General features: G+C 36.9%; 14 protein-coding genes and 1 other annotated feature. All 14 genes read left to right on the plus strand.

What is annotated here, in order from left to right:
* Nucleotides 1-5 precede the first annotated feature (5 nt).
* The 14 genes from ACQV2R_RS03870 to mreD all read left to right on the plus strand — a co-directional run bounded on the left by ACQV2R_RS03870 (nt 6) and on the right by mreD (nt 15,322).
* Entirely contained in the window at nt 6-701 is a 696-nt protein-coding gene (locus ACQV2R_RS03870) for a 5'-methylthioadenosine/adenosylhomocysteine nucleosidase (RefSeq protein WP_428891850.1), read from the plus strand.
* 199 nt (nt 702-900) lie between these two features.
* Complete coding sequence (gene rpsD, locus ACQV2R_RS03875) at nt 901-1,509, plus strand: 30S ribosomal protein S4 (RefSeq protein WP_428873883.1); 609 nt, start codon at nt 901-903, stop codon at nt 1,507-1,509.
* A 188-nt stretch (nt 1,510-1,697) separates the two neighbouring features.
* Nucleotides 1,698-3,422, plus strand: a complete 1,725-nt coding sequence (locus ACQV2R_RS03880; protein ID WP_428891851.1) for a septation ring formation regulator EzrA — start codon at nt 1,698-1,700, stop codon at nt 3,420-3,422.
* A 95-nt stretch (nt 3,423-3,517) separates the two neighbouring features.
* On the plus strand, nt 3,518-4,675 hold the full coding sequence (locus ACQV2R_RS03885) for a cysteine desulfurase family protein (protein ID WP_428885113.1): 1,158 nt from the start codon (nt 3,518-3,520) through the stop codon (nt 4,673-4,675).
* Nucleotides 4,676-4,688: 13 nt separating this feature from the next.
* On the plus strand, nt 4,689-5,888 hold the full coding sequence (gene thiI / locus ACQV2R_RS03890; protein WP_428875004.1) for a tRNA uracil 4-sulfurtransferase ThiI: 1,200 nt from the start codon (nt 4,689-4,691) through the stop codon (nt 5,886-5,888).
* 39 nt (nt 5,889-5,927) lie between these two features.
* Entirely contained in the window at nt 5,928-6,308 is a 381-nt protein-coding gene (locus ACQV2R_RS03895; RefSeq protein ID WP_428873886.1) for a RidA family protein, read from the plus strand.
* An 88-nt stretch (nt 6,309-6,396) separates the two neighbouring features.
* Nucleotides 6,397-7,152 (plus strand): NAD-dependent protein deacylase, encoded by a 756-nt coding sequence (locus ACQV2R_RS03900; protein ID WP_428891852.1) that lies wholly within the window; start codon nt 6,397-6,399, stop codon nt 7,150-7,152.
* Between the two features lie 59 nt (nt 7,153-7,211).
* Nucleotides 7,212-7,424 (plus strand) — a binding site (T-box leader).
* 47 nt (nt 7,425-7,471) lie between these two features.
* Entirely contained in the window at nt 7,472-10,117 is a 2,646-nt protein-coding gene (locus tag ACQV2R_RS03905; RefSeq protein ID WP_428891853.1) for a valine--tRNA ligase, read from the plus strand.
* Between the two features lie 24 nt (nt 10,118-10,141).
* Nucleotides 10,142-11,488: a bifunctional folylpolyglutamate synthase/dihydrofolate synthase gene (locus ACQV2R_RS03910; protein WP_428891854.1), complete on the plus strand. Its 1,347-nt coding sequence runs from the start codon at nt 10,142-10,144 to the stop codon at nt 11,486-11,488.
* Between the two features lie 105 nt (nt 11,489-11,593).
* Nucleotides 11,594-12,259, plus strand: coding sequence for a RadC family protein (radC, locus tag ACQV2R_RS03915; RefSeq protein WP_428891855.1), 666 nt, complete (start codon nt 11,594-11,596; stop codon nt 12,257-12,259).
* A gap of 175 nt (nt 12,260-12,434) precedes the next feature.
* On the plus strand, nt 12,435-12,638 hold the full coding sequence (locus tag ACQV2R_RS03920) for a cold-shock protein (RefSeq protein ID WP_428873890.1): 204 nt from the start codon (nt 12,435-12,437) through the stop codon (nt 12,636-12,638).
* Nucleotides 12,639-12,866: 228 nt separating this feature from the next.
* Nucleotides 12,867-13,889 (plus strand): rod shape-determining protein, encoded by a 1,023-nt coding sequence (locus ACQV2R_RS03925; protein WP_428873891.1) that lies wholly within the window; start codon nt 12,867-12,869, stop codon nt 13,887-13,889.
* A gap of 28 nt (nt 13,890-13,917) precedes the next feature.
* The gene (gene mreC / locus ACQV2R_RS03930) at nt 13,918-14,766 is read left to right on the plus strand and encodes a rod shape-determining protein MreC (RefSeq protein ID WP_428874989.1); all 849 of its coding nucleotides are present in this window, start codon (nt 13,918-13,920) and stop codon (nt 14,764-14,766) included.
* Nucleotides 14,759-15,322, plus strand: coding sequence for a rod shape-determining protein MreD (gene mreD / locus ACQV2R_RS03935; RefSeq protein WP_428873893.1), 564 nt, complete (start codon nt 14,759-14,761; stop codon nt 15,320-15,322). The genes mreC and mreD overlap by 8 nt, the downstream gene beginning before the upstream one ends.
* The last annotated feature ends 21 nt before the right edge of the window (nt 15,323-15,343 follow it).

Genomic DNA, 15,343 nt, shown 5'->3' on the forward strand with positions numbered 1-15,343 from the left:
GTTAGATGAAAAAAATTGGAATTATTGGTGCAATGGAAGAAGAAATTCGTCTCTTAAAAAATGAACTATCAAATTTAGAAGTTCATAATTACTATGGCTTTGAGTTTTATCAAGGAAGATTGAGTGGTAAAGAAGTTGTCCTAGTTCAATCAGGAATTGGAAAAGTTAATGCTAGCCTTTCAACTGTTTTAATGGTTGATCATTTTGAGGTGGATTTAATTATAAACACTGGAAGTGCCGGAGGTCTGTCACCAGACTTATCAGTGGGTGACTTGGTGATTGCTGATGGTTTAATCCACCACGATGTAAACCTTTTAGTCTTTGGATACGACCAAGGTCAAATGGCTGGCATGCCGACAATATATCAACCAGATGAAGATATCAGTCAATTGGCCTATCGATTGGCTAAAGAGAAAGGACAAACCGCAATTAGAGGACTGATTGCTTCAGGAGATCAATTCATTAGTGACAGTCAACAAGTAAACAATATTCGTCAAGTTTTTCCTAACGTAAAAGCAGTTGAGATGGAATCAGCGGCTATCGCACAAGCTGCTTATATTCTAAAAACACCATTTATTATCATTCGTTCAATCTCCGATAAAGCAGATGAAGAAGCTGGAATAAGTTTTGATGAATTTATTTTATTGGCCGGACGCAAATCAGCTGAGATGGTAATCGATTTACTGAGTAAAATTGATTAAAAAACTTGCTAATCTTTTATTAATCGGTATAATAAAAAGAGTGTAAAATAATGCAGCATAGAAAAAGAAAGCGCGTCAACAGTTAGTAACGTCAGCGTTAATGAGTAACCACGGCTGCACAAGGTGAAAAACTAACTGCACGCATTCGATTTTCTAACCACTTATTTTACTCCAATACATATTTTATGGAGGAATTTTAATGTCACGTTATACAGGACCCTCATGGAAACAATCTCGTCGTTTAGGAATTTCATTAACTGAAACTGGTAAGGAGTTATCAAAACGTCCGTTCCCACCAGGACAACACGGTAATCAACGTAAAAAATTATCAGAATATGCTTTACAAAAAAATGAAAAGCAAAAATTACGCTTTATGTATGGATTAAATGAACGCCAATTCCGCACTTTATTTAATCGCGCTGGCAAAATCTCCGAAGGTAAACATGGTGAAAACTTCATGGTTATGTTAGAGCGTCGTTTAGATAACTTAGTTTATCGATTAGGTTTAGCTACTACTCGTCGTCAAGCACGTCAACTAGTAAACCACGGCCATATTACTGTTGATGGCAAGCGTGTAGATATCCCGTCATATATTGTTGAACCAGGACAAGTAATTAGTGTTCGTGAACGCTCACGTAATTTAGCTATCATCAAGGAAGCATTAGAAACAACAGTTACTCGTTTAGAGTTTGTGAACTTTGATGCAGATAAATTAGAAGGTAGCTTAGTTCGTTTACCATTACGTAGCGAATTAAATGCTGAAATTGATGAAGCCCTAGTCGTAGAATACTACAATAAATTAGGCTAAATCTTAAAGAGATTGTTACATAAGATTGGGAGCTTTCCCAATCTTATTTTTTTCCATTAGAGCCTAAGGAAGTTTTTTATTGAACAATGCCTTTAAAAGAAAGCCTTCAAATGTTATAATGTATGGTGATTATTTATGCAAAAGGCCAATAGGCAGGGGATTAGAAATAAGTAGAGGAGCGAAAAGGAATGAGTATTAAATTCACGGACATCCTGTTCTTGATCATTGTAGCAATACTCTTAATCTATGGATTAATTTATTATTTCCGTACACAGAGAAAGAAAGAAATTAAAGATTTGGAACAACGTAAAGATGAAATGATGTCTATTTCTGTTGCTGACCAGCTCTTTACTTTGAAGAATATGAATCTATCTGGTCAAACAAAAAGAAAATATGAAAGTTTAGTGGCTACTTGGCAAACCATTACCAACTTTCAATTTACTGAAATAGAAGCCGCTTTGGTAGGTTCTGAACAATTTGTAGAACAAATGAATCTAGTGAGAGCAAAAAACGCACTAAATCAAGCACGTGAAATTCTTGATGAAACAGAAATTCAAGTTCATCAATTGCACCAGGAATTAACAGAATTATTGGCAACAGAGGATGAAAATCAAGAACGTTATGAAGCCTTACTTGAACGTTATCAAACTGCTCGCAAAAGTGTCATGAATCATTCTTTTGATTATGGGCCAGCGATTGAAACGCTTGAAAAAAACCTTCAATATTTAGAGTTGAACTTCACTAAATATAATGAACTAACTGCTAACGGTGATCATCTAGATGCTCAAGATATGCTAGATAACTTAGAGGCTGACTTATCGTCATTTGAAGAAATCTTACAAAAGATTCCAAGTATGTACGATAAGATTCAAAGTGAATATGAAGATTCACTTGAAGATATTAGAGATGGCTACGAAAAAATGGTGGCTAGTCGCTTTAACTTTGATAATATTAATGTTTTAGAAGAAATTGATAAAATTCAAGAGCAGTTAAACCAAGCCAAAAACGAGATTAAAAATGCTGATTTAGCTGACGCTAAAACCTTAATGGACAAAGCAGAGCGTGAAATTAATTCCTTATACGATCAGTTAGAATCAGAAATTATGGCTAAAGAATATGTGAATAGTCACCTTCATCAATTGAAGGGACGAATTGAAGCAGTAACTGAAAACAATCGTTATGCAGGAATAGAAGTCGATCGGATCTCTCAATCTTACATCTTACATAATAATGAATTAGACCAAGTCAATGACTTAACCGAAAGAATTCGCTTAGAGTATCAAAAATTCAAAGCTATGGAAGTTGATATTGAACAAAATCATGCCGTATTTACTCAAATAGAAAGCAAAATGCGTAAAATCGAGCGTTCTATTGAAGAAATAGCAGATGAACAAAATCAGTTAGTAAAATCGATAGCTGGCTTAACCAGTCGAGAGAAAGAAGCTAAATCAAATCTTGATTTATATGAACTAGACCTTAGAAATATGAAGCGTAAGTTAGAAAAAAACCATTTGCCTGGCTTACATGATAGCTATTATGAATTGTTTTATAAGGTAACTGATCATATTGAGAACCTCTCTCAACAACTCAATCGTGTCCGAGTGGATATGAATCAAATTGATGAGATGGAAGGTAATTTAGAACAAGGTTTAGATGAATTGGAGGCAATGACTGAAGAAACCATCGATTCAGCCATGCTCACCGAATATATGATTCAACATTCCAATCGTTTTCGCTACGATTACCCAGAGGTAGACCAAGCAATTAAAGAAGCGCAATACTACTTCCACCAAGAATTCCGTTACCGTGAAGCTTTGGCAACCATTGAAAAAGTCCTTCGTCAAGTCGATCCAGATGCACCGACGCAAGTTCGAAGGATGTATCATCAAGAAAAACAAATCCGATTTTATTAAAAGTAAAGTCCGAATAGATTCCTTGGTTTTGGGATCTGTTCGGTTTTTTCTTGAGTCAATTGTCGTTACTAAATAGAAGTAAGAAAGGATTACAGATGTTATATTTTGATCATGCCGCAACCACTCCAGCTCGTGCTACTGTTTTAGACACCTACAATCAAGTAGCTCAAAAATATTTTGCTAACCCTTCAAGTGCCCACAAATTAGGTCAAGAGGCCAATAGTCTGTTGAATAATGCTCGGCAACAAATTGCAGACTTATTACTTTTTAAAAGCAATGAAATCTTTTGTACCTCATCAGGGACTGAATCTAACAATTGGACACTTCAAAGTCTATTATCAGCTCACGCTAAGCTTCATCCTAATAGGCGACAAATTATCCTATCAGCTATTGAGCACCCTTCTATTCGCTCGCAAATTGACCACTTAAAAACAAGAGGCTTTGAAGTAATCCTAGCACCGGTGGATCATAATGGTCAATTGGATTTAAACAGCTTTGAAAATCTACTGAGTGATCAAGTATTACTTGTTTCTACTATGTTAGTCAATAATGAGGTAGGATCTTTTTTACCAGTTGAACCATTGGCACAAAAATTAGAAAACTATCCACAAATCCTTTGGCATGTTGACGCTGTTCAAGCCATAACTTGTAGGATGAAAGCTATGCATCATAGTAGAATTGATTTATTAACTCTTTCTAGCCATAAATTTCACTCGGTAAGAGGGGTGGGACTCTTAGCCATTCGCCAACGTGTTACGAAAGCACCTTTATTATTTGGAGGCGGTCAAGAGTTTGGTATGCGCTCTTCTACTGAAAACCTACCAGCGATTGTAGCAACGGCCAAAGCTTTAAGATTAGCTTGGGAAAACCAAGCAGAAAGTATCAAACACATAAATCATTATCGCACTCAAATAACTCAAGCACTTAAAAAAATGAATTGGCAAGTCTTTGGTGGTAGCCAGGAGCAAGTGAGTCCACATATTATCTGTGCGGCCTTTCCAGGTGTGCCAGGCGAGGTATTACTTCAAGCTTTTTCCAATGCTGATATCATGATTTCGACAACTTCTGCTTGCTCAAGTCGTAAGAAAAATGACCATCATACCCTTAAAGCGATGGGCATTGATAACAATTTAGCTAATTCTTCAATAAGAATTTCTTTATCGCAGACAACCAGCCAAGCAGAAGTAGATCAATTAATTAAACCAATCCATGAGATTTCAACAAAGTTTAAGCAAGATTTGAAAGGAGCCTAAAAGATTGAAAGAGATGTTAATTCACTATGGGGAGCTCTCAACAAAAGGGCGTAACCGTAAAATGTTTCAAAATAAAATTGCTGAGCATATACGCTATAAAACCAAACATTTAGAGAAAATTAAAATTCATGCACATCATGATTTCATGCATCTTTATTGGCACGAAACAGCTTACGATGAACTGATTGAAATCATTAAAACAATTCCAGGAATTCAAAGGTTTGAACCTGTTTTTCCTGTTGAAAAGGATCTTCAAGAAATTGGAAAAAAAGCCCTTGAACTTTTTGCTGAGTTAAATGCTCAACCGGGAGATAGCTTTAAAGTAATTGCTAAGCGATCGGATAAGAACTTTGAGCATGATAGTATTGCCATTCAAAGAGAAATAGGGAGCATCATTCTGCAAGCCCATCCGGAATTAACGGTTGATCTGAGAAAAGCTAAACACAAAGTGGTCATATCCATCCATCAAGATATTGCCTATCTTAGTTTAAAAAATTATCCAGGTATGGGTGGCTTACCTTATGGTTCAAGTGGGAAAGGCTTATTAATGCTTTCGGGTGGTTTTGATTCACCGATTGCTGGTTATCAAATGATAAAAAGGGGAATGAAGTTGGAAATGGTTCATTTTGCCAGTCCACCTTATACTTCTTTACAAGCGCTTGAAAAAGCTAAACGATTAACAGCAGTTCTCGCTCAGTACGCCACTGCGATTACTTTTCACGAGGTTCCTTTTGCTCATATTCAGTTGGCGATTCGAGAACATGTTCCCGATAATTTATCCATGACTATTATGCGTCGGATCATGTTACGTCTAATGGATGCTTTGTTAAAAGAGCATAAAGCCCGAGCAATTGTTAATGGGGAGTCGCTAGGTCAAGTTGCCTCACAAACTTTACAATCGATGCAAGTGATTAATGAAGTGACCCATTCTTTAATATTAAGACCTTTAATTGCGGTTGATAAAAATGATATAATAGCAATGGCTGAAACCATTGGAACTTACGATATTTCTAATGAGCCCTATGAAGATTGCTGTACGGTCTTTGCACCAAAGTCACCTTGGACTAAGCCTAGACTTCATACTGTTAAAGAGTATGAGGCGCTCTTACCAATTGACCAACTAGTGAAAGAAGCCTTGGAAAATATCAAGACAAGTGAAATCACTGCTAGTTATCAAAGCGAAGCGGCTACAGCCTTCAATGATTTATTATAAGTTGTTGTCGCAAGAATTCATTAAGAAAGAGGAGTAATTATGACAGAAATTAAAACAATCAATACAAAAAAAGCCCCAGCAGCAATTGGACCATACTCTCAAGCAAAACAAGTAGGAGAGCTACTTTTCTGTTCAGGTCAAATCCCAATCAATCCAGCCTCAGGTGAAATAGAAGCAAAAGAAATAACAAATCAAACAAAGCAAGTAATTGCTAATATCGATGCTCTACTAAATGCAGCAGGATACTCTGCAGAAAATGTTGTAAAAACCACATGTTTCTTGGCAGATATGGGTGATTTCGCCGTTTTTAATGAAATTTATGCTGAATATTTCACATCCAAACCAGCTCGTTCAGCAGTGGCTGTTAAGACCTTACCTAAGAATGTGTTAGTAGAAATTGAAGTAATCGCTAGTTTATAATTTATAAGATATTAAAAAGAGCTGTCTAACGACTGATGTAAGTGGTTGTTGACGGTTCTTTTTTAAAATTTAAAGGAGATTGAAAATAATGATCGAAAATCAGATCAAAGAATTTGCTCAAATCATTCAGAAAAGTCGCAAGATTGTCTTTTTTGGTGGAGCCGGTGTTTCAACCGCATCTGGTATTCCAGATTTTCGTTCTGCAGATGGTTTGTTTATGCAAGAAACCAATTACCAATACTCAGCGGAAGAAATAATCTCGCATTCCTTCTATAAACAACATCCTCAAATCTTTTTTGAATACTATTTTGAGCATTTAGTCTATCCAGAAATACAACCCAATTTGGCTCATTTTTTTCTAAAAGAATTAGAAAACAAAGGAAAAGAAGTGACAGTTGTCACCCAAAATATCGATGGCCTCCATCAAAAGGCTGGTTCAAGTCGAGTCTTAGAACTTCATGGGTCTGTTTTAAATAATTATTGTACGCAATGTGGTAGCTACTATGCTCTGGATCAATTAGAAAAAGATGCTCAGGGCATTCCACGCTGTCCTAAAGATCAAGCGATTATTAAGCCGGACGTGGTGTTATATGAAGAAAGCTTGAATGAAGAGACCATTAATCAATCAATCCAAGCCATTAGTCAAGCAGACCTCATGATTATCGCAGGAACTTCCTTAAATGTTTATCCGGCCGCTTCATTTATTCATTATTTTAGAGGAGATTCTCAAGTAATCATTAATCAGACACCAATTCTAATTAGCAAGCCCAATGCTTTGATTTTTGAAGATAAAATTGAGGCAGTTTTTCAGTTAGTGAAAGATTATTTAGCAAATAATGATTAAATGGCGAAGGCCTTGTTCAAAGCTGTAAAGAATGATAAAATAAGTCCAACTTAAATTTTAATTTGACTAAGAAGAGAAGAGTAATTCATCACCACCCAGAGAGGAAACCTTGCGCTGAAAGTTTCTCGATGAATGAAGGTAGCTTGGAGTCATAAGACATGAGAAATCAACAATAGTGTCTTACGGAGTCTGCTCCGTTAACAAGAAAGAGTGATTAAGTAACTTTTTACTTGATTAAATTTAGGTGGTACCACGTAATTGACGTCCTATGCAAAGCATAGGATTTTTTTTATGAAAATGAATTAAGGAAGGTGTAACGATGGTAGAAAATACGAAGCAAATGCCAAGTAAGTACCAACCTCAGACGGTTGAAGCAGGTAAATATCAAAAATGGATAGAACAAGGTGTATTTAAGCCTTCAGGAGATTCTAAAACAGAGCCATATTCAATTGTAATTCCACCCCCTAACGTAACGGGTAAATTACATTTAGGTCACGCTTGGGATGTGACTTTGCAGGATATGATTATCCGTTCTAAAAGAATGCAAGGCTATGATACTTTATGGTTACCTGGTATGGACCATGCTGGAATTGCGACTCAAGCTAAAGTGGAAGAGCGTTTAGCAGAAGATGAAAACTTAAGTCGTCATGATTTAGGGCGGGAGAAATTCCTAGAAAAAACTTGGTCTTGGAAGGAAGAATATGCAACCATTATCCGCCAGCAATGGGGGAAAATGGGTATTTCAGTCGATTATGCGCGTGAACGTTTTACACTGGATGACGGTTTAAACAAAGCAGTTAATAAAGTCTTTGTTAAACTTTATGAAAAAGGACTTATCTATCGGGGAGAATATATTATTAACTGGGATCCAAAAGCCCAAACGGCTCTATCCGATATTGAAGTGATCCATAAAGATGTACCAGGTGCTTTTTATCATGTTAATTATCCAATGGTTGGTAGTGATGAAGTGGTTCAAATTGCCACCACCCGTCCTGAAACACTTTTAGGTGATACAGCGATTGCTGTACACCCTGCTGATGAGCGTTATCAACATTTGATCGGTAAAAAAGTACTCTTACCATTAATGAATCGTGAAATTCCTGTCGTAGCAGATGAGTATGTGGATCGAGAATTTGGTACAGGTGTAGTGAAGATTACCCCAGCTCATGACCCGAATGACTTTGAAGTCGGTAACCGTCATCATCTACCACGAATGAATGTGATGAAAAAAGATGGCACTATTAACGAATTAGGTGGAAAATATGCAGGCATGGATCGCTTCGATGCACGCAAGCAAATTGTAAAAGATTTAAAAGAGCAAGGCTACTTAGTTAAGATTGAAGAACATACGCATTCAGTGGGCCATTCTGAGCGTTCTGGGGCGGTCGTAGAGCCTTATCTATCTACTCAGTGGTTTGTCAAGATGAAACCTTTAGCCCAGCAAGCTTTGGCTAATCAAGCAACCGATCAAGCAGTTGAATTTTACCCACCACGCTTTAATCAAACTTTCCAAACTTGGATGGAAAATGTTCATGATTGGGTGATCTCACGTCAACTTTGGTGGGGACATCAAATTCCAGCCTGGTACCATAAAGAAACAGGTGAAGTTTATGTTGGCGAACAAGCCCCCAGTGATGAAGAAAATTGGTTAAGAGATCCGGATGTTTTAGATACATGGTTCTCATCTGCCTTGTGGCCATTTTCAACCATGGGTTGGCCAGAAGAAGGTCACGATTATCGTCGCTACTTCCCAACCAGTACCCTAGTGACCGGTTATGATATTATTTTCTTCTGGGTGTCGCGTATGATTTTCCAATCTTTAGAGTTTACGGGTAAACGACCTTTCCAAAATGTTTTAATTCATGGATTAATCCGTGATAGCCAGGGGCGTAAGATGTCAAAATCGCTAGGCAATGGAATTGATCCAATGGACGTTATTGATGAATATGGGGTGGATTCCCTTCGCTGGTTCTTAGCCACAGGGTCGACTCCCGGACAAGATATTCGTTACTCCACTGAAAAGATGGGAGCAGCTTGGAACTTTATTAATAAAATCTGGAATGCTTCACGTTATGTATTAATGAATGTGGGTGATTTAACCATTGAAAATTTAGAAATCAAGCAAGATTTGACACTTGCCGATCAGTGGATTCTTTCCCGTTTACAAACAACAATTGAAGAAGTAAGCCGTTTATTTGAACGCTTTGAATTTGGAGAAGCAGGTAGGGTCTTATATCATTTCATTTGGGATGATTACTGTGACTGGTATATCGAAATGACTAAAGAACAGTTGCAAGATCAAGAACATGATCATTTTGCCACTAAATCAGTTCTTGTTTATGTTTTGGACCAATTCTTACGTCTATTACATCCAATTATGCCCTTTGTAACTGAAGAAATTTGGCAGCAAATTGCTCCACAAGCTGCATCAATCGTTACAGCAGCTTATCCAACCGTTAAAGAAGAATACAAAAACGATATTGCTGAAAAACAAATGCAGGAATTGATTGAAGTCATTACAGCGGTGCGTCAAATCAGAAATGAAATGAACACACCATTATCTAAAGCTTTAAAAATGATTATTAAAGTTCAAGATAAGGGTATTGAAGAAAGTTTAGAAAGTAACCGGGCATACATTAATCGTTTCTGTCACACAGACCACTTAGAAATTGCCGCTAATCCTGAAATAGAAGGAGAAATGGTTACACAGACACTTTCATTTGCACAAATTTTCATCCCATTAGCTGGATTAGTCAAAATAGAGGATGAGATTAAGCGCTTGGAGCAAGAAGTCACTAAGTTAGAAAAAGAAGTCGAACGTCTAGTGAAGAAACTTTCGAATGAAGGATTTGTTGCTAAAGCACCTGCTCAAGTAGTTGAAGGTGAACGCACTAAATTAGCTGAATATGAACAAAGGTTAAAAGCAGTGCAAGAAAGAATTGAAGAATTAAAACCATTAATCTAAAAAGTTAGAAAAAGAGGAATCAAAATGACGTTTACAAATGTTGATGAGGCGACTCATTGGTTGTTAAACCAAATCAATCCTATCCCAAGACCTGATATGACTAAAATGTATCAAGCTTTGGAATATGTGGGAAATCCTCACAAAGATTTACCAATTATCCATATCACCGGGACTAATGGTAAAGGATCAACGGTAGCTTATTTAAGAGATTTACTGTCGAGCCAGGGCTATAAAGTAGGATCTTTCACCTCGCCACATATTGAGCGGTTTAATGAGAGAATTACTTTTGATGGTCAACAAATTAGTGACGAAGCGCTCATTCGTTTAACCAATCAATTGGTTGAATTAAATGATTACATGGAAGCCTACTCTCCTTATGGTCGTTTAATATATTTTGAACTATTTACTATTATGATGTGCTTATATTTTCAAGAAAAAAAACCGGATGTTTGCTTGATCGAAGCAGGAATCGGAGGCATGTCGGATTGTACTAATGTTTTAGACGGAGAGATTGCCGTTGTTACTTCTATTGGTATGGATCACGCGGATATGTTAGGAGACACCTTAGAGTCCGTTGCTCTTGAAAAAGCGGGCATCATCAAGCCGCAAAAAGAGGTTGTCACAGGACTTATTCAAAAAAGTCCTCTAAGCATTATTGATAAATGGGCAAATGCTCGCACAGCTGTCCACCACTCTTATGACCAAACTTTCGGTGTCAAAAATATTATCAAGTTAAGCCCTTTTAAGACTCAATTCCAATTTTGGACTGACAGTCAAGCAATTCCACAAGAAGCTTTTGAAATAAATATGGTGGGAGATCATCAGGTGAGAAATGCGGCCGTTTCTTTGCAAGTATTTATTTCATGGATGGCTCACCAAAAGCAAACGATTGATTGGCCCAAAGCGAGAGAGGCTTTGCAAAAGACAAAATGGATTGGTCGATTAGAAAAGATTTTTGAAAATCCATACATCTTTTTAGATGGGGCGCATAATATGGAAGGGCTGACCGCACTGAAAAGTGTGGTAGATGAGAATTTTTCTGCTTTCGAGATCACCATTATTTATGGAGGTTTAAAGAAGAAAAATCAAGCAGAACAAGTTCCTTTATTGTTGAATTTTCATGCCGAAAAAGTTTATTTGACTTCCTTCCACCATTTCGAAGCTATGAAAGAAAAAGATTTTGCAGAAGTTTTACAAGCCGAATCAATTGTCAATCGTCATAAAGCCCATTACGTTGATGATTGGAAAAGTTGGATGAATGATTATCAATTAAATAATCAAAATAATAAGCAGGCCCTCTTATTAATAACGGGCTCTCTATACTTTGTCTCAGAAGCTAGAGCCTATCTCTTAGCTCACCAAATGATTTAACTTATTGAATAATAGCGAGCACTTTTCCTCCTTACTTCTTGTATTTATTGATACTAGCAGTAAGGGGGAATTCTTTTGTCATCGAATAACTCTTGTATCCGTCAAATGACCCAGCAAGACCAGCCGCGCGAACGTCTCAGACAATACGGTGCTAAAAATTTATCCAATCATGAATTGTTGGCTATTCTCCTTAGAACAGGAAGCAAAAAAGAAAATGTCTTAAACTTAGCCATTCGTTTGCTTAGTCATTTTGAACCACTCAACACTTTAAAAATTGCCTCACTTAGTGAACTCCAATCGATTAAAGGAATTGGTCCTGCTAAAGCAGTTGAGATAAAAGCAGCGATTGAGTTTGGGAGTAGAGTGCAAGATGCCCAATTTAAAAAACAGGGCGCTCTAACTTCAACTTCTCAAGCAGGGCAATGGTTGATTAAAGAGATGGGAGACCTTCATCAAGAACATTTAGTCGCTCTTTTTCTAAATAGTAAGAATGAAATTATCAAAAAACAAACCATCTTTATCGGTTCGGTCAATAGTTCGGTAGCTTGCCCAAGAGAAATTTTTAAAGAAGCGGTAAAATATCCAACTGCAAGGCTAATTATTGCTCACAACCATCCTTCTGGTAATCCAGATCCTTCACAGGCAGATTTGCTATTTACCAAGCGAATGATAGCGTGTGGGGAGATGATGGGGATTGAACTTTTGGATCATTTGATTATTGGAAACGATCGCTATTTGAGTTTGCGTGAAGCGAGTGATTGTTTTATTTAGTTATCTTTAAATGCTAAATGATAAAATACTTGAAAACTATTGAAATAGAATAGCCAGCTATGTTAGAATTTAGATATGTTTTTGTAAGGGGTATCATAGTTTGGGAATTCCACTTCGTACCAAGAGCAAGAATATAATTAATACAGGTGCTTAGGCACGAGGAGGATATTTGTAAATGGAACAAGGTACAGTAAAATGGTTTAACGAATCTAAAGGTTTTGGCTTTATCGAACGTGAGGGTGACTCAGACGTATTTGTACACTTCTCAGCCATCCAAGGTGAAGGCTTCAAAACTTTAGCAGAAGGACAAGCAGTTCAATTCGAAGTTGAGGAAGGCGCTCGTGGACCTCAAGCAGTTAATGTTGAAAAATTAGCCTAGACTTTCGACCAATCTAATCTATCGAATCAAAAAATACCGTAAGGGAACTAAATAACCTTGCGGTATTTTTTGATAGCTATAATCGTGCTCAAGCAGTTGTTTAAAAACCAAATGAAATTTCCAAAATTTAAAATTCAGTTGAGCAAAGAAAGGGTTCGCTAGTTTTTAAACTTTTTTTTTGCTATAATTTACAAAGCTATTGCTATTATTTGAAAGGTGGATGAATGCATGGGGATTTTTGGCAAACAGCAAATTGGAATTGACTTAGGCACTTCAACAACCATCATTTACATTGCACGAAAGGGTATTGCATTGCGCCAACCCTCTATAGTAGCAATTGACAAAGAATCAGGAGAAGTTGTTGCCTATGGAAAAGAAGCATCGAAACTAGTTGGAAGAACGTCAAACCGTTATGAAATGATTTACCCCATTCGTAAGGGCGTTATCGCTAACTTCTCAATGACCAAAATGATGTTGGGCCATTTTATTACTCAAGCCTTACGTCATTCCTTCTCAAAACCAGAAGTTGTCATTAGTTCGCCAAGCCAAATTTCTAAAGTAGAAAGAAAGGCACTAATTGATGCAATCAAATCATTAGGAATCAACCGAGCAATGATTGTTGAGGAGGCTTTTGTAGCAGCTCTAGGAGCGAATTTAGCAATTGAAGAAGCAAGAGGAAAAATGATTGTGGATATCGGTGGAGGTACTACCGATATCGCCACTTTATCATATGGCGAGATTGTAGATTCCTTAACGCTTAGTGCAGCCAGTAATAATATGAATGAAGAAATTCAATCTCAAGTTCGCCAAGAACACAATTTAATTATAGGAAATTATACGGCAGAGACTTTAAAAATAGTGATAGGGGAAGCCTTGTATGATCCTAAAGAAGAAAATGATCATTTAATTGTAAAAGGTAGAGATGTTATAACCGGCGTGCCCAATGAAGCCAAAGTATCCACTCAGACAGTTGCAAAAGCAATTGATGTAGTAATTCATCAAATTATTTTAGGAATAAAACAGGTGTTAGAATTAACCCCCCCTGAATTATCTGCAGACATCATGGAAACAGGTATTATTTTGACTGGTGGCGGGTCTTTACTTAAACATCTACCAGAACGAATTGAAAAAGAATTAGGTCTTTCTGTACGAAGAGCCGATTTACCCATCGACTGTGTCGCTATGGGTGCAGGACGTATGTTTAATGAGTTGGATCGTCAATCATCAGCGATTGAGCGGAGTTTAAGATAATTGTTTACTAGTAGAAAGAAGGCAAAATATGCTTAATAATAAGAAGTTAATTGGAATTCTTCTGGGTGGGATTGTCATTAGCAGTTTAATCGCTTATTCTCTTTTCAATGGAACGAATAATGTGGTCAAAACAGCTGTTAATGAAACAATCTCCTGGACCGGCAGAGTATTTTCTGAACCAGTAAGCATGGTGGTTCAGTTTGTGAATTCTGTGGACGATTTAGTCAATACTTTTGAAGAAAATGAAGCACTCAAATCAAAAATTGATAAATCTTATGAAATGCAAGTGCGTATTGCCGATTTGGAGACTGAAAATGAAAAATTACGACAAGAACTTGACTTGTCAGAAACTCTTTCTAAATTCACCAGTATTCATGGTACTGTTATTTCAAGAAATCCTGATCAATGGACAGAAACCCTTATTATCAATTTAGGCTCCAAACAGGGTATGGAAGAAAATATGGCTGTTATGGCTGGAAACGGTCTGATTGGACGTATTATAGAGGTATATCCTTCATCTTCTAAGGTTCTTTTATTAACTAGCAACCAATCAAAAGACGGTATGGTATCGGCTCGTGTTCAAACGGATAAAGATGGATCTTCTGCAATTGGTGTGATCAGTGACTATGACCCGAAGGACAAAGAATTCATCATGACTCAAGTTTTGCCAGATGCTAAAGTAAAAGCGGGAGATATGGTCATTACTTCTGGTTTAGGGGGGGTAATACCATCCTCGCTCTTTGTTGGAGAAGTTACCCAAACAGAAATGGATGCCCAAGGATTATTCCAAACGGTAAGAGTAAAACCGGCTGGAGAGATGACTGATATTCGATTTGTAACAGTGATCTTACGTGAAGGAGCTCAGCAAGATGAATAATTTTTCGACTAAATTTGGCTATCAAAGAGAAAGAAACATTGTGGGTATTGTTCCACTTGTCTTACTCTTTGCCTTAGTAATCGATTCAGCCCTGCCCTCTATCTTTCCCACAGCCTTTTTAGGAAATGAACAAATCATTGTTTCACATCTACTGCTCTATTTTATTGTAACCTTTTCCTTTTATTTACGTAATACTTCAATTATGATCTATGCTTTCTTTATAGGGTTAATAGCAGATGCTTATAATTCAACCATTTTAGGCCTATACGCCATTCTTTATTTTCTCATCGCATATTTTATTCTTTCAATCAGGCGTCACTTTCCACGCAACGCTATTATCCATATGATGTTATTTATCGTTTCAATAACTATTATTGATTTCGTTGTTTATCTTTTCTATCAACAAGTAGGACTAAGTAGGCTTCTTTTTGAAGACTATGTTGTGATGCGTTTAGGACCAACTCTAATCTTTAATATGGCCTTAACCTTTTTCATGTATCTTCCTAATCGGTTGCTTGTGCGTTGGTTAGGTTATGATGATCATATTATCTTTTAAAAGAAGATCGGGAACTATTTC

This window comes from Facklamia sp. P12937 (assembly GCF_050409505.1).
Classification (GTDB): Bacteria; Bacillota; Bacilli; order Lactobacillales; family Aerococcaceae; genus Facklamia.

Coding starts and splice junctions, on each gene's coding strand:
- ACQV2R_RS03870 (WP_428891850.1), top strand. CDS start 6: ATGAAAAAAATTGGAATTATTGGTGCAATGGAAGAAGAAATTCGTCTC.
- rpsD (WP_428873883.1), top strand. CDS start 901: ATGTCACGTTATACAGGACCCTCATGGAAACAATCTCGTCGTTTAGGA.
- ACQV2R_RS03880 (WP_428891851.1), top strand. CDS start 1,698: ATGAGTATTAAATTCACGGACATCCTGTTCTTGATCATTGTAGCAATA.
- ACQV2R_RS03885 (WP_428885113.1), top strand. CDS start 3,518: ATGTTATATTTTGATCATGCCGCAACCACTCCAGCTCGTGCTACTGTT.
- thiI (WP_428875004.1), top strand. CDS start 4,689: ATGTTAATTCACTATGGGGAGCTCTCAACAAAAGGGCGTAACCGTAAA.
- ACQV2R_RS03895 (WP_428873886.1), top strand. CDS start 5,928: ATGACAGAAATTAAAACAATCAATACAAAAAAAGCCCCAGCAGCAATT.
- ACQV2R_RS03900 (WP_428891852.1), top strand. CDS start 6,397: ATGATCGAAAATCAGATCAAAGAATTTGCTCAAATCATTCAGAAAAGT.
- ACQV2R_RS03905 (WP_428891853.1), top strand. CDS start 7,472: ATGGTAGAAAATACGAAGCAAATGCCAAGTAAGTACCAACCTCAGACG.
- ACQV2R_RS03910 (WP_428891854.1), top strand. CDS start 10,142: ATGACGTTTACAAATGTTGATGAGGCGACTCATTGGTTGTTAAACCAA.
- radC (WP_428891855.1), top strand. CDS start 11,594: ATGACCCAGCAAGACCAGCCGCGCGAACGTCTCAGACAATACGGTGCT.
- ACQV2R_RS03920 (WP_428873890.1), top strand. CDS start 12,435: ATGGAACAAGGTACAGTAAAATGGTTTAACGAATCTAAAGGTTTTGGC.
- ACQV2R_RS03925 (WP_428873891.1), top strand. CDS start 12,867: ATGGGGATTTTTGGCAAACAGCAAATTGGAATTGACTTAGGCACTTCA.
- mreC (WP_428874989.1), top strand. CDS start 13,918: ATGCTTAATAATAAGAAGTTAATTGGAATTCTTCTGGGTGGGATTGTC.
- mreD (WP_428873893.1), top strand. CDS start 14,759: ATGAATAATTTTTCGACTAAATTTGGCTATCAAAGAGAAAGAAACATT.